At 40.3% G+C, this 21,681-nt stretch carries 27 protein-coding genes; 18 read left to right on the top strand and 9 right to left on the bottom strand.

Annotated elements, in window-relative coordinates; genetic code table 11:
* The first annotated feature begins 32 nt into the window (after positions 1 to 32).
* The 6 genes from rpoD to QT716_RS02820 all read left to right on the top strand — a co-directional run bounded on the left by rpoD (position 33) and on the right by QT716_RS02820 (position 5,165).
* Positions 33 to 1,151, top strand: coding sequence for an RNA polymerase sigma factor RpoD (gene rpoD / locus QT716_RS02845; RefSeq protein WP_317934324.1), 1,119 nt, complete (start codon positions 33 to 35; stop codon positions 1,149 to 1,151).
* 57 nt (positions 1,152 to 1,208) lie between these two features.
* Positions 1,209 to 1,766 (top strand): hypothetical protein, encoded by a 558-nt coding sequence (locus QT716_RS02840; RefSeq protein WP_317934322.1) that lies wholly within the window; start codon positions 1,209 to 1,211, stop codon positions 1,764 to 1,766.
* Positions 1,767 to 1,849: 83 nt separating this feature from the next.
* A complete protein-coding gene (locus tag QT716_RS02835) occupies positions 1,850 to 2,992 on the top strand; it encodes an acyl-CoA dehydrogenase family protein (RefSeq protein WP_317934321.1) in 1,143 nt (380 codons plus the stop codon).
* Positions 2,993 to 3,135: 143 nt separating this feature from the next.
* A complete protein-coding gene (gene cccA / locus QT716_RS02830; RefSeq protein WP_317934319.1) occupies positions 3,136 to 3,516 on the top strand; it encodes a cytochrome c550 in 381 nt (126 codons plus the stop codon).
* Positions 3,517 to 3,660: 144 nt separating this feature from the next.
* Positions 3,661 to 4,359 (top strand): tRNA (adenine(22)-N(1))-methyltransferase, encoded by a 699-nt coding sequence (locus QT716_RS02825; RefSeq protein ID WP_317934317.1) that lies wholly within the window; start codon positions 3,661 to 3,663, stop codon positions 4,357 to 4,359.
* Positions 4,356 to 5,165 (top strand): Nif3-like dinuclear metal center hexameric protein, encoded by an 810-nt coding sequence (locus QT716_RS02820; RefSeq protein WP_317934316.1) that lies wholly within the window; start codon positions 4,356 to 4,358, stop codon positions 5,163 to 5,165. The genes QT716_RS02825 and QT716_RS02820 overlap by 4 nt, the downstream gene beginning before the upstream one ends.
* A gap of 38 nt (positions 5,166 to 5,203) precedes the next feature.
* Here the strand turns inward: QT716_RS02820 and QT716_RS02815 are convergent, their stop codons facing one another.
* On the bottom strand, positions 5,204 to 6,175 hold the full coding sequence (locus QT716_RS02815; protein WP_317934315.1) for a 4-hydroxy-3-methylbut-2-enyl diphosphate reductase: 972 nt from the start codon (positions 6,173 to 6,175) through the stop codon (positions 5,204 to 5,206).
* Positions 6,176 to 6,241: 66 nt separating this feature from the next.
* On the bottom strand, positions 6,242 to 6,721 hold the full coding sequence (gene vrrA, locus QT716_RS02810) for a VrrA/YqfQ family protein (RefSeq protein ID WP_317934314.1): 480 nt from the start codon (positions 6,719 to 6,721) through the stop codon (positions 6,242 to 6,244).
* A 111-nt stretch (positions 6,722 to 6,832) separates the two neighbouring features.
* On the opposite strand from vrrA, the gene QT716_RS02805 reads away from it, so the two are divergent.
* Both QT716_RS02805 and QT716_RS02800 read left to right on the top strand, forming a co-directional pair.
* A complete protein-coding gene (locus QT716_RS02805) occupies positions 6,833 to 8,128 on the top strand; it encodes a DEAD/DEAH box helicase (protein ID WP_317934313.1) in 1,296 nt (431 codons plus the stop codon).
* 11 nt (positions 8,129 to 8,139) lie between these two features.
* Positions 8,140 to 9,042, top strand: coding sequence for a deoxyribonuclease IV (locus QT716_RS02800; protein WP_317934942.1), 903 nt, complete (start codon positions 8,140 to 8,142; stop codon positions 9,040 to 9,042).
* 153 nt (positions 9,043 to 9,195) lie between these two features.
* Here QT716_RS02800 and QT716_RS02795 read toward each other — a convergent pair whose 3' ends face one another.
* Positions 9,196 to 9,549: a hypothetical protein gene (locus QT716_RS02795; RefSeq protein WP_317934312.1), complete on the bottom strand. Its 354-nt coding sequence runs from the start codon at positions 9,547 to 9,549 to the stop codon at positions 9,196 to 9,198.
* Between QT716_RS02795 and QT716_RS02790 the strand changes: the two genes are divergently transcribed.
* From QT716_RS02790 to QT716_RS02780, 3 genes are read left to right on the top strand one after another with little or no spacing between them, the layout of a single operon-like run.
* On the top strand, positions 9,544 to 10,317 hold the full coding sequence (locus tag QT716_RS02790; protein WP_317934311.1) for a metal ABC transporter ATP-binding protein: 774 nt from the start codon (positions 9,544 to 9,546) through the stop codon (positions 10,315 to 10,317). The genes QT716_RS02795 and QT716_RS02790 overlap by 6 nt on opposite strands.
* On the top strand, positions 10,310 to 11,173 hold the full coding sequence (locus QT716_RS02785) for a metal ABC transporter permease (protein WP_317934309.1): 864 nt from the start codon (positions 10,310 to 10,312) through the stop codon (positions 11,171 to 11,173). The genes QT716_RS02790 and QT716_RS02785 overlap by 8 nt, the downstream gene beginning before the upstream one ends.
* Complete coding sequence (locus tag QT716_RS02780) at positions 11,170 to 11,580, top strand: Fur family transcriptional regulator (RefSeq protein ID WP_317934307.1); 411 nt, start codon at positions 11,170 to 11,172, stop codon at positions 11,578 to 11,580. The genes QT716_RS02785 and QT716_RS02780 overlap by 4 nt, the downstream gene beginning before the upstream one ends.
* A 34-nt stretch (positions 11,581 to 11,614) precedes the next feature.
* Here the strand turns inward: QT716_RS02780 and QT716_RS02775 are convergent, their stop codons facing one another.
* The 4 genes from QT716_RS02775 to QT716_RS02760 form a co-directional block, all read right to left on the bottom strand.
* Positions 11,615 to 12,199, bottom strand: coding sequence for a 5' nucleotidase, NT5C type (locus QT716_RS02775; protein WP_317934305.1), 585 nt, complete (start codon positions 12,197 to 12,199; stop codon positions 11,615 to 11,617).
* Positions 12,196 to 13,320: a flavodoxin-dependent (E)-4-hydroxy-3-methylbut-2-enyl-diphosphate synthase gene (gene ispG, locus QT716_RS02770; protein WP_317934304.1), complete on the bottom strand. Its 1,125-nt coding sequence runs from the start codon at positions 13,318 to 13,320 to the stop codon at positions 12,196 to 12,198. The genes QT716_RS02775 and ispG overlap by 4 nt, the downstream gene beginning before the upstream one ends.
* Before the next feature lie 92 nt (positions 13,321 to 13,412).
* Positions 13,413 to 13,748 (bottom strand): hypothetical protein, encoded by a 336-nt coding sequence (locus QT716_RS02765; protein WP_317934303.1) that lies wholly within the window; start codon positions 13,746 to 13,748, stop codon positions 13,413 to 13,415.
* Between the two features lie 43 nt (positions 13,749 to 13,791).
* The gene (locus tag QT716_RS02760; protein WP_317934301.1) at positions 13,792 to 14,313 is read right to left on the bottom strand and encodes a DUF1189 family protein; all 522 of its coding nucleotides are present in this window, start codon (positions 14,311 to 14,313) and stop codon (positions 13,792 to 13,794) included.
* Between the two features lie 198 nt (positions 14,314 to 14,511).
* Between QT716_RS02760 and QT716_RS02755 the strand changes: the two genes are divergently transcribed.
* From QT716_RS02755 to QT716_RS02740, 4 genes are all read left to right on the top strand, one after another.
* A complete protein-coding gene (locus QT716_RS02755; protein WP_317934299.1) occupies positions 14,512 to 16,143 on the top strand; it encodes a Na/Pi cotransporter family protein in 1,632 nt (543 codons plus the stop codon).
* Between the two features lie 15 nt (positions 16,144 to 16,158).
* On the top strand, positions 16,159 to 16,641 hold the full coding sequence (locus tag QT716_RS02750) for a DUF456 domain-containing protein (RefSeq protein WP_317934298.1): 483 nt from the start codon (positions 16,159 to 16,161) through the stop codon (positions 16,639 to 16,641).
* An 84-nt stretch (positions 16,642 to 16,725) separates the two neighbouring features.
* The gene (sodA, locus tag QT716_RS02745; RefSeq protein WP_317934296.1) at positions 16,726 to 17,334 is read left to right on the top strand and encodes a superoxide dismutase SodA; all 609 of its coding nucleotides are present in this window, start codon (positions 16,726 to 16,728) and stop codon (positions 17,332 to 17,334) included.
* A 106-nt stretch (positions 17,335 to 17,440) separates the two neighbouring features.
* Positions 17,441 to 19,633, top strand: coding sequence for a peptidoglycan D,D-transpeptidase FtsI family protein (locus tag QT716_RS02740; RefSeq protein ID WP_317934294.1), 2,193 nt, complete (start codon positions 17,441 to 17,443; stop codon positions 19,631 to 19,633).
* A gap of 59 nt (positions 19,634 to 19,692) precedes the next feature.
* Here the strand turns inward: QT716_RS02740 and QT716_RS02735 are convergent, their stop codons facing one another.
* The gene (locus QT716_RS02735) at positions 19,693 to 20,166 is read right to left on the bottom strand and encodes a hypothetical protein (protein ID WP_317934292.1); all 474 of its coding nucleotides are present in this window, start codon (positions 20,164 to 20,166) and stop codon (positions 19,693 to 19,695) included.
* Positions 20,163 to 20,522 carry a hypothetical protein gene (locus tag QT716_RS02730; RefSeq protein ID WP_317934290.1) on the bottom strand — a complete coding sequence of 120 codons (360 nt, stop codon included), beginning with the start codon at positions 20,520 to 20,522 and terminating at the stop codon, positions 20,163 to 20,165. Before QT716_RS02730 ends, QT716_RS02735 begins: the two co-directional genes overlap by 4 nt.
* Positions 20,523 to 20,689: 167 nt before the next feature.
* On the opposite strand from QT716_RS02730, the gene rpmG reads away from it, so the two are divergent.
* The 3 genes from rpmG to QT716_RS02715 all read left to right on the top strand — a co-directional run bounded on the left by rpmG (position 20,690) and on the right by QT716_RS02715 (position 21,678).
* Positions 20,690 to 20,839 (top strand): 50S ribosomal protein L33, encoded by a 150-nt coding sequence (rpmG, locus tag QT716_RS02725; protein WP_025784754.1) that lies wholly within the window; start codon positions 20,690 to 20,692, stop codon positions 20,837 to 20,839.
* A gap of 66 nt (positions 20,840 to 20,905) precedes the next feature.
* Positions 20,906 to 21,478, top strand: a complete 573-nt coding sequence (locus QT716_RS02720) for a 5-formyltetrahydrofolate cyclo-ligase (RefSeq protein ID WP_317934288.1) — start codon at positions 20,906 to 20,908, stop codon at positions 21,476 to 21,478.
* Positions 21,460 to 21,678 (top strand): YqgQ family protein, encoded by a 219-nt coding sequence (locus QT716_RS02715; RefSeq protein ID WP_317934287.1) that lies wholly within the window; start codon positions 21,460 to 21,462, stop codon positions 21,676 to 21,678. The genes QT716_RS02720 and QT716_RS02715 overlap by 19 nt, the downstream gene beginning before the upstream one ends.
* Positions 21,679 to 21,681: the final 3 nt, after the last annotated feature.

The raw sequence follows: 21,681 nt of genomic DNA, 5'->3' as shown, positions 1-21,681 counted from the left end.
CCGACCGGCGTATTAAGGAGGAACAGGTTATTATGACTAAAAAAGAGGGACTAACTGGAGAAACAGAGACAACGTTGGAGGAAGTCAAAGCTACCTTGCTGGAAACTGGCAAAAAGAGTGGCGAGTTGACAATTGAAGAAGTCACTGAAAAATTGGCTACTTTTGAAATGGAGCCTGACCAGTTTGAAGAGTTCCTCGATCAAATCGAGGCAGCTGGTATTGAAATGGAAGGTAAAGAAGAAGGCTCCGAAGGGGCGCCAGGAAAACCAGCTGCGGAAGAAGAGCAATTTAATCTTAATGATTTGAGTGTACCGCCTGGCGTGAAAATAAATGACCCTGTGCGCATGTATTTGAAAGAAATAGGTCGGGTGGATTTGCTGACAGGTAAAGAAGAAGTAGCACTTGCAAAACGAATAATCGCAGGTGATGAAGAAGCGAAGAAGCGTTTAGCTGAAGCTAATTTACGTCTGGTCGTTAGTATTGCAAAGCGTTATGTTGGACGCGGTATGCTATTTTTAGATCTCATTCAAGAAGGTAACATGGGACTGATAAAAGCAGTTGAAAAGTTCGATCATACAAAAGGATTCAAATTTAGTACGTATGCAACTTGGTGGATTCGTCAAGCAATTACACGTGCGATTGCAGACCAAGCTAGAACTATAAGAATTCCAGTGCACATGGTAGAAACGATTAACAAGCTAATCAGAGTCCAGCGACAGTTACTTCAGGATTTAGGCAGAGAACCATCTCCTGAAGAAATTGGTGAAGAAATGGAGCTAACACCGGAAAAAGTGCGTGAAATTCTTAAAATTGCACAGGAACCAGTTTCTTTAGAGACACCAATTGGAGAAGAAGATGACTCTCACCTTGGAGATTTCATTGAAGACTCGGAAGCGCAGTCACCTTCAGATCACGCGGCATATGAACTGTTGAAAGAACAACTTGAAGATGTCCTTGATACGCTTACAGACCGTGAGGAAAACGTATTGCGTCTTCGCTTTGGTTTAGACGATGGAAGAACAAGAACTTTAGAAGAAGTCGGTAAAGTGTTTGGAGTAACGCGTGAACGGATTCGACAAATCGAAGCAAAGGCACTTCGTAAATTACGTCATCCATCTCGCAGTAAACGTCTGAAAGACTTTTTAGAATGATGAAAGGGCACCGGGCAATTATTGCCGGTGTTTTTTTATAGGGGAAGGGGGACGTTTATGAATTCACAGCGTAAGAGAATTATTATTTCAGAAATACAATATTGGAAGAAAAATAAATTACTGCCAGAACATTATTGTGATTTTTTAATTACACTTTATGCTCAAGGCGAAATAGAGGAAGCGGAAAATTTAAAAAACGAAAAAGGTATTCTTGAAAGCGGACGTTCTAAGGACGTAAGAAAGATGATTGTCTACACGTTTTTAACGATAGCATTTTCGAGTATGCTGATTATGTTCAATGAATATCCTGTAATTATAATAGGAGCAGCCTCCTTATTCGTCCTAATTCTATTAGTGAAACTTATGCTGACTAAAGAGTTTCAAAAGGCAGTAATCCCATTTACATACATTATTACTGCATTCATGCTATTAGGTATTTCTTTAAAGGTTTGGTTTACTTTTTTTGAAGGCGAAAATATGATGCTTTTTGGGATTTTAATGTTGAATAGTATTTTGTGGTTATTCGCGGGACGCTTATTACAGTTATTGTACTTCACGATATCAGGTGCTGCAGGACTTTTACTAATAATAGGGTTTTTGCTTATGTCTTATTGAGCAAAGACTCTTTTTTTCTGTTAAACTATTCATGAATTCGGTATAATGAAATATGTAAGCGTTCACAAAAAGGGGATGTCATAATGGATTTTAATTTAAGTTCAGAACAACAGATGATTCAGCGTACTATTCGTGAGTTCGCAAATGAAGTAGTGGCGCCAGGAGCAATTGACAGGGATCGCACAAATGAGTTTCCTATGGAGATTTTCAAACAGCTTTCAGAAATGGGAATGATGGGATTGCCATTTTCGGAAGAATACGGTGGGGCAGGAGCAGATACAATTAGCTTTGCGATCGTTACTGAAGAGTTGAGCCGTGCGTGTGCGTCAACAGGAATTACCTATTCTGCGCACATTTCGCTTGGGGGAGCACCACTTAATTTGTTTGGAACAGAAGAACAAAAACAAAAATACTTACGGCCAATATGCGAAGGAAGTTCATTCGGTGCATTTGGACTAACTGAACCGAATGCGGGATCAGATGCTGGCGGAACTCAGACAACTGCGAAGCTTGATGACGGCACCTATACGATTAACGGTTCAAAAGTGTACATTACAAATGCTAGCTATGCTAAAAATCTAGCACTTACCGCTATCACCGGCCAAACGGAAAATGGCGGAAAAGAAATTAGTGCTATTATTGTTCCGACTGATGCTGAAGGATTTAAAGTGATAGATAATTATGAAAAAATGGGATTGCATGCTTCAAATACAACCGAACTCGTTATGGAAAATGTACAAGTGCCTGAAGAGAATTTACTAGGTAAAAAAGGGGATGGATTCCGTCAATTCCTAGTAACATTGGATGGCGGACGCATCGGTATTGGTGCAATGGCAGTTGGAATTGCACAAGCAGCGTATGATCGCGCTTTGCAATATGCCAAAGAACGTAAACAGTTCGGGAAATCTTTATCAGAGTTCCAAGTAACACAGTTCAAGTTAGCGGATATGGCCATGAAGATTGAACTTGCTCGTAACATGGTGTATAAAGCAGCCTGGATGAAGGATGAAGGCAAACGTTTTACAAAAGAAGCGGCAATGTGTAAATTATATGCTTCAGAAATTGCAATGGAAGTAGCTGATGAAGCCATCCAAATACATGGTGGTTATGGGTACATGCGTGAGTATGAAGTAGAACGATATATGCGTGATGCAAAATTGCTGGAAATCGGTGAAGGAACTTCTGAAGTTCAGCATATGGTAATTGCTCGGCAAATTGGATGTTAAAATAAAAGTTCACAAAGTATGTCCAAAATGTCACAAAAAATAAAAGTCTATTGATAACTCTTTCGATTTTAACCATAATACAGTACAATGAGATATGTGCACTATATACTACAGAATAGTTCTGGTGAAGGAGGTTAAGTTCGTTGAGTAAAAATCCTGTTGTTCCTTATATTCTAATTTTCGCACTAGGTATCGGACTCATTTTCTTCATGTCCATGTACGGTATTGATCAACAAAAAGAAATTGCCGATGCTAATGACGAATCAACTGAAGAAGGTACGAAAGATGATGGAGAAGAAGGCGCATCTTCAGAATTTGATGCTGAAGCGGTAGCTCAGCAGAAATGTATCGGGTGTCACGGTGGAGATTTGACTGGTGCTGTTGGCCCTAGTCTACACGGAGAAGACAAAGATCCTGAAGAGCTTCACGAAATCATCAAGAATGGTAAAGGCGGCATGCCAGCTGGTCTTATCGAAGATGAGAACATCGACGCAATGGTCGACTACATTCTAACACTTAAATAATAATCCTAAAGAGCAATCAGTCAGCGGTGTTCCGCTTGGTGATTGCTCTTTTGTATTGTACGTGCAAAACCCAGTTAGATTCGTTAATATAAATGTAGAAAGTGGGCAAAGTATGGAGTGTCTACTGAAAGGTGGAACAAAAAAGTGAACGCTAAAAATTTATCAGAACGATTGAAGTTAGTCGCTTCATTTGTTGAACAAGGTACCGTTCTTGCGGATATTGGAAGTGATCATGCCTATTTACCTTGCTGGCTCATACAGAACGGTTTAATCTCTCGTGCGATTGCGGGCGAGGTTGTTAAGGGTCCGTTTGAATCAGCAAAGCGAAACGTTCAAAGTGAAGGGCTGGGTAAGCAGATTACTGTTCGGATGGCGAATGGTTTACGTGCAATAGAACAAAATGATTCCGTGGAAACAGTAACAATCGCTGGAATGGGTGGGTCGTTAATTGCATCCATTTTAGATAATGACTCAGAAAGACTTGCATCTGTGAAACGTATAATCGTTCAGCCAAATATTCATTCAATGGCTATCCGTCAATGGGCGGTAGACAATTCATGGAAAATAGTGAACGAAGCAATCGTAAAAGAAGACCGTAAAATTTATGAAGTACTAGTTTTAGAACCAGGCAAAGGAACGTATTCTTCTGAAGAGATGTTGATGGGACCCTATTTGATAAAAGAATGTGCTGATGCATTCCTCGAGAAATGGCAAGGGGAACTCGCTGAGTTATCACGTGTCATCACTGCGTTAACAAAATCTGCCCAATCCGAAGAGGCAAAAATGAAACGACAACAACTAAGTGAAACCAAGGATTTGATAGAAAGGGTGTTGCACAAATGAAAAACGTCAACGGTCATGAAATCGTTCAATTATTTGAAGAATGGTCTCCTAAAAAGTTAGCGATGGAAGGAGATCCTATAGGATTACATATTGGTCAATTAAACAGGAAAGTTGAAAAAGTATTAGTGACTTTGGATGTAAATGAAGCGATCATCGATGAGGCCATGAATCGTGGCGCAAACTTAATAATTGCTCATCACCCACCGTTATTCAGACCAGTAAAGCATATTTGGACGGATACTGCGCGGGGACGAATGATCGAGAAATGCATAAAAAATGACTTGTCAGTTTATGCAGCGCATACGAATTTAGATATTGCAAATGGCGGCGTAAATGACATGCTAGCAGAAAAATTGGAACTCACTGAAGTGAAAATACTTGAACACACAATGACCGATGGGAATGATGTATTCGGCATAGGCAGGGTTGGGGCATTGAGCTCGGAACTTACCCTTGAAGAATTTGCTCATGTTGTTAAAAAGCAGTTAGATGTACCTGCAGTTAGAATAGTTGGGGACAAAAACCGTAAGATAAACAAAGTCGGGGTACTTGGCGGGGATGGCAATAAATATATATACGCTGCTAAGCGTGCAGGAGCAGATGTACTAGTAACTGGAGACCTTTATTATCATGTCGCTCAAGATGCTGAATCTCTAGATCTTTGTGTTATAGACCCTGGTCACAATGTTGAAAAAGTAATGATTCAAGGTGTTGCGAAAAAAATGAGCACATTATGTGAAGAGCGCCAATATAATGTTACGTTTTTACAATCAGAATTGAAAACTGAACCATTCACTTTCCTATAAAAAATCCCCCACTCATTAAAAAGTGGGGGATTTTATAGTTATACGTAGGGTTCAATACGCGTCACAGGTGCCGGCTTTTTAATCTTCGGCAACAGTCGATTTAGGTCAAACTTACGTTCCGCTAAGTGAGTCGAAGGATCCTCTGGATCATACTTAGTTAAAAATTCAATTACTTCACGTACAATCAGTGTAGGCGTAGAAGCACCAGCTGTCACAGCGACACGTTCAACACCTTCCAACCATTTCAAATCAATTTCAGAGACATCCGAAATTCGATAGGAAGGAGTGTTGGCAATTTCTACTGAAACTTGTGTAAGACGATTCGAGTTGTTACTTTTCGGATCCCCCACAACGATGAGTAAGTCAGCTTCGCCCGCTTGGTCAGCGACGGCTTCTTGACGAACTTGGGTTGCCATACAAATTTCTTTGTGAACTTCGATTTGAGGATATTTCTTTTTCAAATCTTCCATAAGATGTACAACATCCCATTGGCTCATTGTTGTCTGATTTGTAACAAGAAGGCGGTCATTCTGTAGTTCTAACTTTTCAATATCAGCAGCATTTTCAACTAAATGCACTCTGCCTGGTGCTACTCCAAGCGCACCTTCAGGTTCTGGGTGGTGTGCTTTACCGATATAGATGATGTCATAGCCTTGAGACGTTTTCTCGCGAATCAAGTCGTGAGTAACCGTAACATCCGGACACGTTGCATCGATCGACACAAGTCCTTTTTTACGGGCAAGCTCACGCACTTCTGGAGAAACGCCGTGTGCAGTAAAGATTACAGTTCCCTCTTCAACTTGATTAAGAATATCCAGTCGATTGTTTCCTTCTAACGTAATGATGCCGTCTTCTTCAAATGCATCCGTCACATGCTTGTTGTGTACAATCATGCCTAATATATAGATCGGTCTCGGCAATGATTCGTCGAGTGCCGCATTTCTAGCGATTACCATTGCATCGACGACCCCGTAACAATAACCCCGCGGGGAAATCTTCAATACTTCCATTCTACGCTCACTCCTCTAATGGGATCTATCCCTATTATAGCGGAGATGGCTTAAAGGTTCAAAGTCTTAGATTGGCGGTTGAAAGACTTTTGGTATGGAAGGCCGTGGAACTGCGGCAGCAGCCGGTGCAGATTGCGCAGCGGATGCTGCAACTGAACCTGCAGCCCCTGCATCAGGTAGTGATTGAAAGCCTCTGTATAACTTCCACATCGCGGGTATATTTTGAATCATCGGTGCAAACTGTTGTACGATAGGTGCATATTGCTGCACAGTCGATATTAGACGATTTGCCGTTTCCATGTACATCTCTGGTTTAGATGGAGTACCATTCCCTCCAGGTTGTGATTGACCATTCATCCCGGGGTCCATTCCATATGGATTCGCACTAAATTGGCCGGGGGGCTGATTTGTGCGATTTTGTCCAAATCCTTGTGGTGGCCCCGGCATAAATGGACGAGGCTGCTGAAAATTCTCAGCAAACTGTTGTTGTCCGGCAGGAACTTGTCGTTGTTGATTGGCAAATGGATAAAAAGATTGATACCTCATAATAGTCTCCTTTCTGAAAAAGTACTTTATCTATAACGTATCCTATGCGAAAAAACCAACCGGCGGTACAGTTTCGTGCTACAATGAACGAATGATAGGAGGACACCGAACATGTCTAGATATACTGATTACCAATTTAAACCGTTTCTTCGTGATGCGATTGAACAACTTGGATTTACGAATCCAACGCCCATTCAAAAGGAAATGATTCCACTAATCTTGAAAGGCTCAAGTGCAATCGGTCAGGCACATACTGGAACAGGAAAGTCACATAGCTTTTTGATTCCAATTTTGCAGCGTATCGAAACGGAAACAGATGACCTTCAAGCGGTCATCACAGCTCCAACACGGGAGCTGGCAATACAATTATTCGATGAGCTGAAAAAACTTACAGCTTCATCGGAAGTACGGACAAGTTTACTGATTGGCGGTACAGATAAGAAACGTTCTGCCGACAAGTTGAAGTCTAATCCCCATTTAGTTGTAGGGACACCTGGACGTATCCGGGATATGTCAGATACCGGTGCATTAGCGATCCATACTGCTAAGATCCTTGTTATTGACGAAGCGGATCTTGCATTCGATATGGGTTTCATTGAGGATATTGATCAATTCGCCGGAAAAATGCCAAGTGATTTAGAAATGTACGTTTTCTCAGCTACAATACCTGAGAAACTAAAACCATTCCTTGCAAAATATATGGATTCTCCAGTTCACGTACAACTTGGAACTAAAAAGCCCTTGACGGAAGGGATGCATTATTCATTAGTCCCTGTACGCGGAATGGATCGCAAAAAGAAACTTCTACAAGTTATTCAAGCGATCAATCCATACTTGGCGATCATTTTTACCAATACGAAACAAAATGCAGATGAGCTTGCTGGCTATCTTGCGGCCCAAGGAGTAAAAACAGGTAAAATACATGGGGATCTAAACGCTCGTGAACGTACACGCATGATGAAACAAATTCGGGATTTAGAATATCAGTTTATTGTTGCAACTGATTTAGCAGCACGGGGGATCGATATTCCGGGGGTTAGCCACGTTATCAATTATGAGTTGCCTGATGATCTGGAATTTTATATTCACCGTGTTGGCAGAACTGCCCGTGCAGGTTTAGAAGGCAATGCAATCACATTATTCGATCCATCTGAAGATGACGCAATCGTGAAAATCGAGAAAATGGGAATTCCATTTGTCCATGAAGATATTAAAAATGGTGAATGGACTCAATTAAAAGAGCGTCATTCAAGAAAAAATCGTCCAAAAGAACAAGATGAAATCGACAAAAAAGCAGCAGGATTAATTCGTAAACCGGCTAAAGTGAAGCCAGGCTACAAGAAAAAACGTGCTGCCGAGGTCGATCGCTTTAAAAAGCGTGAAAGGAGATTGAAAAACAAAAAATGAGTGAACAACCTATTTTAATCGGCTCTCATGTTTCAATGAGCGGTAAAGACATGTTACTGGGTTCAAGTAAAGACGCTGTGGATTTTGGTGCGTCCACTTTCATGATCTATACGGGTGCTCCGCAAAACACGCGCCGTAAAGCGATTGAAGATCTTAACATTGCTGCGGGTCAAGAGCATATGAAAGAACACGGCTTAACATCCATGGTCGTCCATGCACCTTATATTATTAACATTGCAAATACAGTGAAGCCAGAAACGTTTAGATTAGGCGTGGATTTCTTGCAGCAAGAAATCCATCGCACTGAAGCGCTTGGAGCTAATCAAATTGTCTTGCATCCAGGTGCACACGTGGGTGAAGGAACCGAAAAAGGTATCGCTAAAATTATTGAAGGTTTAAACGAAGTCCTAGCTACAGATGCAAATGTACGAATTGCTTTGGAGACAATGGCCGGCAAGGGTACTGAATGCGGAAGAAGTTTTGAGGAGCTCGCCAAGATCTTTGACGGAGTCGAAAATAATGAGCGGCTCTCTGTTTGTTTTGACACGTGTCACGTTCATGATGCAGGGTACGATATTGTAAACGACTTTGAAGGTGTGCTTGAAGAATTTGACCACTTCATAGGAAGGGATCGAATATCAGTGATTCACGTTAATGATAGTAAAAATGTACGCGGCGCTGGAAAAGACCGACATGAAAACATTGGCTTTGGTCATATCGGTTTTGACCCGCTACATTATATTGTGCATCACCCTTCATTTACAGCGATTCCAAAGATTTTAGAAACGCCATTCATTGGAACCGATAAGAAGAACAAAACAGCACCATATAAAGAAGAAATCATGATGCTGAAAAGTGGAGAATTCACTACTAAATACCGTGATGCCCTTCTAGGAGAAGAAGCACAGGCTTAACATACGTTGTTGTACTAGTGCTGCTGGTTAGGCGGTATGATTGTTATGTATATTGTAGTCGATGCTTGCGTTAGCTGTTTAGACTTGATGTGAATAAGGGTCAATGAGGCTGTTATGGAAATCAGATATCTTGGTTTCTGTAATAGCCGTTTCTTATTTCCTCATATTCAAATAGTCATCTAACAATTGATTAGTTCGTTTCTCGCCTAAAATCCGTTGTACTTTTGAAATGAAGCTTTCTGGAACTCCTGTTAAAATCCAATGCATGGAAATTTCGTCTAACAATGGCCGTAACTGCTGAATTTCTTCGACTGTAAAGTCTAATCCGTATGACCTTGACATCTTATGGATCTCCGCATCACTTCTCGTCTTCATTTCCAATAGCAAACGTGTGTAATCCAATTCGTCACCTAACTCTCTTTTTATTTGTAAGTACACGACTAATCGTTTATAATCATTGAAGTGAATCGTAATCATTACTATTAACAGAAGGATGATTTTATGCAAGATAGTCTAGTGAAATTAACAAACGTCTCGTTTAATTATGGGAATTCTCCAGTATTGAAAGATATTACCTTAACTGTTCGCCCAGGTGAGTTTTGGGCATTAATTGGACCAAATGGCTCGGGTAAATCAACACTTATTAAAATATTATTGGGGTTGCTGAAGCCTGATAGTGGTTCCGTGAAAGTATTCGGCCTACCGATAGCGTCTGTCAGTCATAGAGAACGAATCGGTTACGTATCACAAAAGTCCAATTCGTTTAATAGCGGATTTCCAGCTACAGTTCTCGAGGTTGTGAGGAGCGGATTGACGAAAAAAACTGGTTTGTTTAAGCGTTTTACTAAAGAAGATACCGAAGCTGCTATGACGGCGCTGCGTGAAGTGGATATGGAAATGTTCGCTAATCGAAATATTGGTGAGCTTTCCGGGGGGCAGCAACAGCGTGTTTTCATCTCTAGGGCATTAGCTGCTAAACCTGAGTTACTAATAATGGATGAACCTACTGTAGGAATTGATCAACAAAACTCAGCTTCATTCTACTCTATGCTTGAAAAGCTGAATCGTGACAATGGGATTGCTATTATTTTAGTATCCCACGAGATTGACTTAGTAACCGACTTGGCCTCTCATGTGGCATGTCTGAATCGCACAATGCATTTCCATGGTGGAAGAAGAGATTTCGCAAAGCTCAATGATAATGACTTATCCAGATGGTATGGTCACTCTGTTAGACTTATTCATCAGAAACAGGGGGACTCTAACGATGATTGAGGCATTATTTACGTACGAATTTCTTCAGAATGCATTTTTTTCCGGATTAATTATCGGTGTGATTGCCCCGATGCTCGGGCTCTTTATTGTTGTTAGACGCCTGGCGTTGATAGCTGATGCGTTAAGTCATGTATCTCTTGCCGGTATCGCAGGCAGCTTATACCTAAGTCAGCAAGTATTTTTCTTTGCTGGACTTAATCCGATCTATTTAGGGATGGCTGCAGCAGTAGGTGGTTCGTTACTTATTGAACGATTGAGACGGGTCTATCGAAACTTTGAAGAACTAGCAATCCCTATTATTCTTTCAGCAGGAATTGGATTTGGTGCGATTTTCATCTCGCTTGCGAAAGGTTTTGGCGCTGATTTAGTCGGGTACTTATTTGGATCTGTATCCGCCGTAAGCAGACAGGATTTACTAGTAGTTGGGATTCTGGCAATTGCAGTATTTGTCTTCATCTATTTATTTTACAAAGAACTATTCACACTGTCATTCGATGCAGACTATTCAAAAGCCTCAGGGGTTAAAGGCCGATGGATACAAATGTTTTTCATGATTCTTACTGCATTAGTAATAGGTGCATCTATGCGAATTGTAGGCATACTGCTTGTGTCATCACTAATGACACTGCCAGTCGCGGCTGCAATTCAAGTAGCAAAAAGTTTTAAATCTGCCATGCTTCTATCCATTCTTTTTGGTGAAGTATCCGTAATTGCGGGCTTATTTGCTGCCTATCACTTGGACATCGCACCAGGTGGTACAATTGTAGTTACAGCTATTATCATCTTATTAGTTGTCCTGGCAGGTAAACGGTTAACTGGGAATAGCAGGATAAGGAGAAAGGGGGAAGCCTTGTGAATGTTGAAAAAGCATGGGACGTGTTGAAAGAACATTCTTTCAAACGGACAAAAAACAGGGAAGCCATTTTAGAATATTTAGCACATCGTGATGGGTATACAGCAGCTATGGACGTTAGTGAATATTTAAAAAAGGACAACCCTGGAGTGAGCTTTGATACAATTTATAGGAACTTAGCTACTTTCTCAGAACTTGGTATTTTAGAAGAAACAGAACTTCGAGGAGAAAGACAATTTAGAATGCATTGTGAACCAGGCGTTCACCACCATCATTTTATATGTACAGAGTGTGGTAAAACGAAACACATCCCCTCATGTCCGATGGATCATATTGCAGTCAACTTGCCTGGCGTTCAAATTCAAGGCCATAAGTTTGAAGTGTACGGCAAATGTCCGCAATGCCAATAAAAAAGGAAACGCTCAAAATTGAGCCTTTCCTTTTTTAATTGACACGACTAACAAAGAAATTGTGTTGAATCCATTCATTTGCTTCGTGCCAGTTGTTAACCCGTATTACGCCATTTGGTATCGGATTACGATTATAAGGTGTATCGAAGAGAATAACTGGAATATCAAGTTCTTCATGAAGGTCGACGGCATTATCATGCTTGTCTTCGAAGAACACATCCGTTGCAAATTCGCGTGCAGTTTCTATTTTACGGTGGCTTCCAATCAGTTCGACATGATCATAAGGAAGTTGTTCTTGCTTAAACCACTCCATCGTTGGAGCCATCACTTCATCGCCGCGAGCTGAGATGTAGTAAAGTTCAGCCTGCTGATTCTGCCACTTTGTCAAAAAGTGCTTTGCTTGTTCTTGAGTGGAAGAAGTTAAGCAGATTTCTGCTTCAGTTTCTTTATACCATTTATAAAATTCTGTAGGGTCAACATCGAATGCTGCAGTGAGGTCATACTCTTTAATGTCATCTAAAACAAGGTTACAGCCGAATTTCTTGTTAATATGCAGTAACAGGGAAGAAGGTGTTGTTACCGTTCCGTCAATATCAATGCCGAATCGGTATTTTTTCACTTAGATGCGCCACTTTCTTCGAGTAACTCTTCCTGACGTTTTTTCTCGAAGTATTCTTCTGCCAGTTTATCGATTTCTACTTTTAGTTCATCAACCATTGTTTCCTCAGGAACTTTACGAACCGTTTTTCCGTGCATGAATAACAGTCCTTCTCCGCGCGCGCCTGCAATACCTATATCCGCTTCTCTCGCTTCACCAGGGCCGTTAACAGCACATCCAAGTACTGCAACTTTAATAGGAGCTTTAATAGTGGAGATATACTCTTCCACTTCGTTAGCAATAGAAATTAAGTCGATCTCAATTCGACCGCATGTCGGACATGAGATAAGTGTCGCTGCGTTAGATGAAAGACCAAATACTTTTAGTAATTCACGGGCAACTTTAACCTCTTGAACAGGATCTGCACTTAGTGAAACCCGCATGGTATTACCTATACCAGCTGATAGCAGTGCACCTAGACCTGCGGAACTTTTAATGGAGCCAGTGAACAAAGTGCCTGATTCTGTAATTCCAAGGTGAAGAGGGTAGTCGAATGCAGCAGCAGCTTTTTTGTAAGCTTCAATTGCTAAGTTAACATCAGATGCTTTTAAAGATACGATGATGTCATGGAAATCCAGGTCCTCAAGGATTTTAATGTGATGTAAAGCACTCTCAACCATTCCGTCGGCAGTAGGATAACCATACTTTTCAAGAATTTTCTTTTCTAGCGATCCTGCGTTAACACCGATCCGGATTGGAATCCCTTTAGCTTTTGCTGCATTAACCACAGCTTCCACTTTAGCTTGTTTTCCGATGTTTCCGGGGTTAATGCGGATCTTGTCCGCACCTTGTTCAATAGCAATTAGTGCTAATTTATAGTTGAAGTGAATATCTACAACGAGTGGAATATCGATTTGTTCTTTAATCGCTCCGATTGAATAAGCTGCCCGCTCATCAGGACACGCGACCCGTACAATCTGGACACCTGCCTCTTGCAATCGTTTAATTTCTGCGACAGTTGCCTCCACGTCATGAGTTTTAGTAGTTGTCATACTTTGGATGAATAATTCGTTGCTTCCACCAATTGTAAGATTACCAACTTTAACTGGACGAGTATTAGAACGATGTATCATTTCAGTCATTAATCTCTCTCCTTACTTCGAATTACTACTGTTTACTAATGTACATTTTATCAATCATTGTACTAAAAAGACAAGGAACAGCTCTCCGCACACTATTGTTTTGAGCAAAATGTGACGGTTTCACTACTAAGTGGAATTTCAATTTGTTCTCCGCCCACGATATCTTGTAGTTGTAGATGCGGGTTTAAGTTGTAAAAAAGTGTTAGGCGATCTATGAAAGGAATCGAAGGATCCGGGTATAGTGCAAATAATGATTCAATCGTATCTCCCGTAACTGCAGTAGCGACTATTGATACAGGCTTGTCCACTTCTTGACAAGCGGGTTCAGCAGAAGCGAAATCAGCTAATTGAATTGTTCCTTGTGTCAAATCTAATCTCAGCATATGAATTATGGCGAATACAGCCAGTGCGGTTATTAGTAATCTCATAGGAAAGCCCCCCTTAAAACAAAGTATGCTGGGGGAGGGGGAACTATGACTGATTCGTTTGAACTTTAGGTTTTTTTGGATAGTACTTAGCTGCCATCGTTAAATACAACGTGTGTATGACTCCGGTGACAGGAAAGTTAAATCTAGTTGGAACAGCTGTCACATCAAGCAGTATAGAGACTAAAATCGGAACAGTTATCGAAATTGCTGACGTGCGCCACATATGTCGATATTCCCCGCGTCTTCTTAATAAGAACAATAAGCCTAAACCGATAAGTCCAAAGAAACTAACCCGGATGAATAAATAGAATGTACTAATGACAAGCTGAAGGACAAAGGCCATTGGATAGAGCAGGCCGCCAACAGTTTTGGCATATTCAATTAATTCATCTGAAGCACCGAATAATTCTATATCTCCTGTCAAAAATCTGATGAATGAGACGGCGGTAGAAAGCAGAACAAATAAAAAAACATATTGAAATACTTTTCCGATGGGCAATAAGCGGAAAGCAGCAAGTTTTTTAGGTTCATAAATAGAAGCGAGAAACAACTGCTGGTTTTTCAAAGGGGTAACTCCTTTCTTCTTTATAGAGATAGTTTAGCATCGGATCATGCAAAGTGGGTATAAAATGTAATAAGTTTTGAACATTGTATAACTGAAATGTTAAGGGATTGTAAAGTTTGTTGAATGTCTATTTACATATAGGGACCCGGCGACAATAATAGGAGGGTATACATATCGTTATTGGAGGTTGCACATTACATGGAGATTAACTGGCAAGAAGTCGCGTTTCAATTTCTTGGAGGACTGGGTATTTTTCTATTCGCCATTAAATACATGGGAGACGGTCTCCAAAAAGTAGCTGGAGACAGACTTCGCTCTATTCTTGATCGTTTCACAACGAATCCATTTATGGGTGTTCTAGTAGGTATCATCGTCACAGTACTCATTCAATCTAGTTCAGGAACAACCGTCATTACAGTAGGACTCGTTAGCGCGGGCTTTATGAAGCTCAGGCAGGCAATCGGAGTCATCATGGGTGCTAACATCGGAACTACCGTTACGGCATTCATAATCGGTTTAGATGTAGGTGCTTATGCACTTCCTATTATGGCAGTGGGTGCCTTTCTAATTTTCTTCATCCATAAGCTGACGGTAAAACATATTGGTGAAGTCATATTTGGATTTGGCGGACTTTTCTTGGGGCTTGAACTGATGAGTACCGGAATGCAGCCTCTACGTTCCTTAGATGCATTTTCATCCCTAACCGTTTCCATGTCTGAGCATCCGATGCTTGGAGTAGTAGCGGGTACAGTTTTCACATTAATAGTACAAAGTTCGAGTGCAACTGTAGGAATTCTGCAAGGACTGTATGCTGAGAACTTAATTGACTTGAAAGCTGCATTACCTGTGTTATTCGGTGATAATATCGGAACAACAATTACAGCGATATTAGCTGCAATTGGCGCTTCGGTTGCGGCTCGTCGTGCAGCAGCAACGCACGTATTGTTTAATATTGTAGGGGCAGTTATTTTTATGATTCTTCTGATACCGTTTACTGCTTATGTTGAGTGGATGACGAGTGCACTGGGAATTGAAAAGAAAATGCAAATCGCATTTGCCCATGGATCATTTAACGTTGTGAATACGGCAATTCAATTTCCTTTCATTGGAGCTTGGGCGTATTTTGTAACAAAACTAATTCCGGGTGAGGATGTAACTATTGAGTACAAACCAAAGCATTTGGATCCTCATTTCATCCACCAATCGCCGTCTGTTGCAATTGGACAAGCAAAAGAAGAAATAATCCGGATGGGATCATTTGCAGTTCAAGGTCTTGGAGAAACGTTTGATTATCTAAAAAGCAGTAAAAAGTCACATGCTGAAACTGCCTATCAAATAGAGGATGCCATTAATAACTTAGACCGAAAAATTACAGATTACTTAGTTGAGATTTCTGCTGTCAACATCTCACCTGTAGAATCTGTGCGACATGTAATGCTCATGGATACAGTTCGGGATATAGAAAGAATAGGAGATCATTTTGAAAATATTATTGAATTGATTGACTTCAGGGAAGTAAATAAAGTGAAACTATCTGAAGATGCAATGGAAGAGCTCTCTGAAATGTTTGAACTTACGATAGGGACTGTCCAAAAAGCTGTAGATGCATTAGATACAAATGATTGGGAGTTAGCGAGAACAGTCGCTAAACAAGAAGAGTTAATAGATAAAATGGAACGTAAGTGCAGAAAGAGTCACATTATTCGATTGAATGAAGGTGCTTGCTCGGCACAAGCTGGAATTGTCTTTGTTGATATTGTGTCTAACTTAGAACGAATCGGAGATCATGCAGTTAATATTGCTGAAGCAGTGCTAGGAAAACGGGCGTAAAAAGGGGGAGTTAGGATGGTGTTGGTTGCGTGGATTGTTGCAATAGTGTTTTTCGTTGTTGCTTTTCTAGGTCTGATCTATCCGATAATTCCTTCTGTGCTTTTCATTATCGGCGGGTTTTTACTGTACGGGCTCCTAGATACTTTTAGTCAAATGGGATGGTTGTTCTGGACCATTCAAGTGCTGTTCACTGTTTTGTTATTCGGGGCGGATACTATCGCTAATCTTTTTGGCATCAAGCGATTTGACGGCTCGAATGCTGGCGGATGGGGAAGTACTATTGGTTTACTTGTAGGTCCATTCGTAATTCCTGTAGCAGGTATTTTGATTGGCCCATTCATCGGAGCTGTTCTAGCCGAATTGTTAGTGACAAGATCAGGTTTTAAACAATCGTTGAAATCTGGCGTTGGTTCTCTTATAGGATTTTTAACATCAGTGATTGTCAAAGCGGTGATCATGATTGTAATGATTGCGATTTTCATTTTCTTTGTCACATAAAAGACAACATAATTGAATGCCTATAGGAAGTTTGATACCCTTAAAGAGTAGGAAAGAAATCAATCATTCAAGGAGGAATAGGAAATGGCTTACAAATTACCTGAATTGCCTTATGCGTATGATGCACTTGCTCCACATATTGACAAAGAAACAATGGAGATTCATCACACTAAACACCATAATACGTATGTGACTAATGTGAACAATGCGTTAGAAGGGCATGCTGATCTTGCAGCAAAATCTGTTGAAGAGCTAATTTCAGATTTGAATGCAGTTCCTGAAGACATTCGTACTGCAGTTCGCAATAATGGCGGAGGACATGCGAATCACTCCTTATTCTGGACACTTCTTTCACCGAACGGTGGCGGAGCTCCAAAAGGATCAATCGGAGAAGCGATTGATAAGAAGTTCGGCAGCTTCGACACATTCAAAGAAGAATTTGCAAATGCAGCTAAAACTCGTTTTGGTTCTGGATGGGCATGGCTAGTTCTTGATAACGGAGAACTTGCAATTACTTCTACACCAAACCAAGACAGCCCATTAATGGATGGCAAAACTCCACTACTAGGTTTAGATGTTTGGGAGCATGCGTACTACTTAAACTATCAGAACCGTCGTCCGGATTATATTTCGGCATTCTGGAACGTAGTAAATTGGGATGAAGTTGAAAAACTTTACTCAGAGAATAAGTAAGTTTTTTATGCAACCACGCACACGTCTTGTTCGTCAAGATGTGTGCTTTTTATTTTTTTAATGATATAATTCTCATGATACATAACTGTTAAGGGAGGGAGAATGTTTGAGAAAAAATCAGCGCAAAGTCGATCAAGCAAAAGTTCGTCAGCGCAAACTTACTTCCTTCAGAATGAACTTTCTATTCTTTTCAATATTTGTTTTGTTTTCGCTGCTTATTTTTCGTTTAGGTTATTTGCAGATTGTAAAGGGAGAAGATTATAAACGAGTATTAGAGCGTACAGAGGAGATTGCTGTGAACACTAGCGTTCCTCGGGGGAGAATTTTTGATAGAAGTGGGCATTTGCTCGTAGATAACGAGCCTCGCAATGCAATTACATATACGAAAACAACCTCCACAACATCTAAAGAAATGCTGAAAACTGCAAAAAAACTTGCGAAATTGATCGAAAAGCCAACGAAACGCGTTACGTTGGGAGACAAAAAAGATTACTGGATTCTTCTTCATTCTGATGAAGCTTTTGCTAAAGTGACGAAGAAAGAACGTCTTGAGCTCGAAAATGATGAATCACTAAATAAAAAAGAGGCTGAGCGTAAAATCACGACTTTGACTCGAGATCGAATCACTGATGAAGAGTTGAATTCACTCACGGAAAGCGAGCTTGAAGTTCTCGCGATCTACCGTGAAATGATGTCAGGATATGCTTACACACCACAGATTGTTAAAAGTGAAGATGTATCAGACAAAGAATTTGCAACGGTCTCTGAACATTTAGGGTCATTACCAGGCGTGAATACAACGACTGACTGGGAACGTGTGAAAATGTCAGATAGCGCCATACTTGGTTCAACGACAAGTCCCGTTGAAGGGATTCCTAAGACAGATTTGGATTACTTTTTATCAAGGGGCTATTCACGGAATGATAGAGTAGGAAAAAGTTATATTGAAAGCTACTATGAAGATTTGCTTAAAGGTCAGAAAACTGTAGTGAAAAATATTAAAGACCGAACTGGCAAAGTGGTTGAAACGAAGACTGTTCGTGAAGGTGAACCCGGGAAAGATTTAATGCTGACAATTGATACTGAATTACAGGCGCATTTGGAAAAAATTGTAGAAGATAATTTACTGAAAGCCAAACGTATGGCTGGTTCTAAGTTCTTAGATCGCGCTTTCTTTGTCATGATGGATCCTAACACAGGTGAAGTGTTATCTATGGTAGGTAAGAAACTAGTGACAGATAAAGAAACTGGTAAAATTAACATAAAAGATTATACTTTCGGCACATTTAGTACCTCTTATGAAGCAGGTTCTACAGTCAAACTTGCGACGCTGCTAACAGGTTATCAATATGGAGCTGCAAAGTTAGGCGAAGTCAAAATTGACGAGCCGATTTATTTTAAAGGCAGTCGGCCAAAATCATCACTGTTTAACCAAAGTTCACGTATTCCAATTAACGATGTAGAAGCGATCGGACGCTCTTCTAACGTGTACATGTTCAAAATAGCGATGAAAATTGCGAACTATAATTATGTTAGAGGCAGCGGACTGAGAATCGATTTTGATGCGTTCAACAAAATGAGAGACGGTTATGCTTCCTTTGGTCTCGGGAACAAAACGGGGATCGATCTTCCTGGTGAAATCACTGGATCCTCTCCTGAACCGAACCGGGCAGAACCTGGTAAACTTCTTGACCTTGCAATAGGCCAGTATGATACCTACACACCATTACAACTAGCTCAATATGTATCTACTGTTGCCAATGGTGGATATCGAATTGCTCCTCGTGTTTTGAAATCTGTTTATGAGCCTTCAAAAGACGGAAAAGAATTCGGTTCACTGATTCAACAGTCTGACCCAGTTGTTTTGAATCGTATCAATAACAGCGATGAAGAAATAAATCGGGTGAAAAAGGGAATGTATTACACATACTATGGACCGCGTGGAACAGCACGTGACCTATTTAAAGGAGAAGATTTCGATGCAGGAGGTAAGACTGGTACTGCACAGTCTGGTTATTATGAAGGTGAAGATCGCTCTGTATGGGGAACACCAACAGTATCAGTTGCCCATGTAGGATTTGCGCCTTTTGATAATCCTGAAATTGCCTATGCGGTTATCGTACCACACGTATCGACGTCCACAAACCCGCCGCACCCGAACAACGACATTGTACAGGCTGCAGTTAAAGAATATTTTGCATTGAAGAAAAAACGTGCAGAATCTGAGATTTTCTCAACTGAAACACCAACTATCCAACCACCATATAACGCAGCAGCAGATGAGAAAAGTTCTAAATAATTAGTGCTAAAGAATAAAAGCTGTATCCCTCTCAAGTTAAACTGAGAGAGATACAGCTTTCATTGTTTTACAGTAGTTAACTCTTTTGCAAGAGCAGCAAAGCTCATTGTTGAATCCACCTCGTGCTTTCCGATTTGTATCTTACCAGACAAACCATTGTCATCGAGATAACGTTCAAATTCATTTGAACTTTTAATGATTCCGGAGCGCTCTAGCGAGTCGGAGGCATCTTTCGAAGTATCCCCCCGTGAAAGTGTCAAAATCATTTTAGTGATTGGGTCTTTTGTTTCGTCAACTTGAGATGAGTCTGTTTCTTTTTCCGAATGGAATGTTGTGTTATCAGACCGGCTTGTCTGCTGGGCATCTGCTAGTGCTTCTTTTGTCTCTGTGAGTTGCTGTTTCAGTTTTGTGTTTTCAGCGCTCAGGGAAATCAGTTCATTTTTATCCGATGATGAAGGCTCATTTAGTATAAACAAAACAGCACCAGCCGTTAAACTTACAACACCAATTATTTGCAAAATCTGTCGAATCATACGCGGACACCTTTCGATCGCAAAACTGAAAGCACTTGTTCAGGTGGAAGTGTAGATCGTTTAGAAATCTCCTCTATAGAATATCCCTGGCCATGCAGCGCGGTGATCTGACTCACAATAATTGTATGGACAGGTTTTTCTTGATTTTGAGAAGCAGGATGCTGGATAACGGGAGTTGAATCCATCATTAGCTCTTCTTCCAAGGCTTTCACGCGTTTTTTTAAATAATTGGTTTCTTGATGCAGGCTAATTGAAATCTGTTCGATTTCATCTTGACTCGACTGTTTAGTGCCTTCATAAATGGAAATAAGCAGTGTGACAATGCCGATGATCATTAGGATAATGGGAAGTGACAAAGGTACCTCTCCTTGCAGTTGCAGTTTTCTTCATGGTACCATATCAAAAACCAAATAGGAATTTGGATTTCAAGCTAGACAATCAGTGTATTTATGATACAATAGAAAAGTCGTATAAATCATGCTCATAAATACTCTACTATCGCTGATGAGTGGGAGGGACAACAATGCGCGTAAATATTACACTAGCTTGCACAGAATGTGGTGAGCGTAACTATATCACAAAGAAAAACAAGCGTAACAATCCAGAACGTCTTGAAATGAAAAAATATTGCTCACGCGAGATGAAGCAAACGCTTCACCGTGAAACGAAATAATTGCTCATGCCAAAACCTTTACTGGTTTTGGTTTTTTCTTTGAAAAGAAGGGAATGAGAAGAGTATATGGATAAAAAGATTATTAGAAATACTATTTTATTAAATTTGAAAAATATGACTGAAAACGAATATAAAGATTACTCTATAAAAATTAAAGAAAGCTTATTGGAAACTGCGGAATTCATAGAAGCTGAGACGATTGCAATTACTCTATCACGCAATACTGAAGTCGAAACACGGTCTATTATTAAAAATTGCTGGAGTAAGGGCAAAACAGTGGTCGTTCCTAAATGTTATCCCCATGAAAGAGAAATGGATTTTAGAGAGATTACAGATTTTAACCAGCTCGAAACGGTTTATGCAGGTTTGCAAGAACCAAATCCAGATCTCACAACAGCTTTTGACAAGGAAGATATTGATTTAATAATAGTTCCTGGTGTTGCTTTCACAAATTCAGGATTTCGCATAGGGTATGGAGGAGGTTATTACGACCGCTTCCTTGCTGATTACACAGGTAAGACGATTTCATTGGCTTTTGAACTACAAATGGTTCCAAGTCTGCCAATAGAAAGACACGATTTGCCAGTTGGAAAAATAATTACAGAAGAGCGGGTTGTGCTATGCAGCGAACTGGCCTAACTACCTTTTGGGACGTAATCCGTCTGATGAGAAGTTTTGGTGCATATATATATACGGGTGATAGAAGGGCAGATATAATATTAATGCAGTCCGAGTTGAAAGATTTATATGATGATGGTCTCCTACTTAAAGAAGATTACTTGATGGCGACTTTAATTATTAAAAATGAACTATCTACTCTTACTAAGGAAATTAAATAAGAA

The sequence above is a fragment of the Sporosarcina aquimarina genome (assembly GCF_033253705.1).
Classification (GTDB): Bacteria; Bacillota; Bacilli; order Bacillales_A; family Planococcaceae; genus Sporosarcina; species Sporosarcina aquimarina.
The sequence above is the reverse complement of the archived record's forward strand: the minus strand, read 5'-3'. Positions and strand labels throughout refer to the sequence as shown.

Bases quoted from the DNA above. Each gene is read 5' to 3' on its own strand.
- QT716_RS02790 (WP_317934311.1), top strand. From the start codon at position 9,544: ATGCAAGATAGTCTAGTGAAATTAACAAACGTCTCGTTTAATTATGGG.
- QT716_RS02820 (WP_317934316.1), top strand. From the start codon at position 4,356: ATGAAAAACGTCAACGGTCATGAAATCGTTCAATTATTTGAAGAATGG.
- QT716_RS02750 (WP_317934298.1), top strand. From the start codon at position 16,159: ATGGTGTTGGTTGCGTGGATTGTTGCAATAGTGTTTTTCGTTGTTGCT.
- QT716_RS02805 (WP_317934313.1), top strand. From the start codon at position 6,833: ATGTCTAGATATACTGATTACCAATTTAAACCGTTTCTTCGTGATGCG.
- QT716_RS02815 (WP_317934315.1), bottom strand. From the start codon at position 6,175: ATGGAAGTATTGAAGATTTCCCCGCGGGGTTATTGTTACGGGGTCGTC.
- sodA (WP_317934296.1), top strand. From the start codon at position 16,726: ATGGCTTACAAATTACCTGAATTGCCTTATGCGTATGATGCACTTGCT.
- ispG (WP_317934304.1), bottom strand. From the start codon at position 13,320: ATGACTGAAATGATACATCGTTCTAATACTCGTCCAGTTAAAGTTGGT.
- QT716_RS02755 (WP_317934299.1), top strand. From the start codon at position 14,512: ATGGAGATTAACTGGCAAGAAGTCGCGTTTCAATTTCTTGGAGGACTG.
- QT716_RS02715 (WP_317934287.1), top strand. From the start codon at position 21,460: ATGCAGCGAACTGGCCTAACTACCTTTTGGGACGTAATCCGTCTGATG.
- QT716_RS02765 (WP_317934303.1), bottom strand. From the start codon at position 13,748: ATGAGATTACTAATAACCGCACTGGCTGTATTCGCCATAATTCATATG.
- vrrA (WP_317934314.1), bottom strand. From the start codon at position 6,721: ATGAGGTATCAATCTTTTTATCCATTTGCCAATCAACAACGACAAGTT.
- QT716_RS02840 (WP_317934322.1), top strand. From the start codon at position 1,209: ATGAATTCACAGCGTAAGAGAATTATTATTTCAGAAATACAATATTGG.
- rpmG (WP_025784754.1), top strand. From the start codon at position 20,690: ATGCGCGTAAATATTACACTAGCTTGCACAGAATGTGGTGAGCGTAAC.
- QT716_RS02720 (WP_317934288.1), top strand. From the start codon at position 20,906: ATGGATAAAAAGATTATTAGAAATACTATTTTATTAAATTTGAAAAAT.
- QT716_RS02785 (WP_317934309.1), top strand. From the start codon at position 10,310: ATGATTGAGGCATTATTTACGTACGAATTTCTTCAGAATGCATTTTTT.
- QT716_RS02835 (WP_317934321.1), top strand. From the start codon at position 1,850: ATGGATTTTAATTTAAGTTCAGAACAACAGATGATTCAGCGTACTATT.
- rpoD (WP_317934324.1), top strand. From the start codon at position 33: ATGACTAAAAAAGAGGGACTAACTGGAGAAACAGAGACAACGTTGGAG.
- QT716_RS02735 (WP_317934292.1), bottom strand. From the start codon at position 20,166: ATGATTCGACAGATTTTGCAAATAATTGGTGTTGTAAGTTTAACGGCT.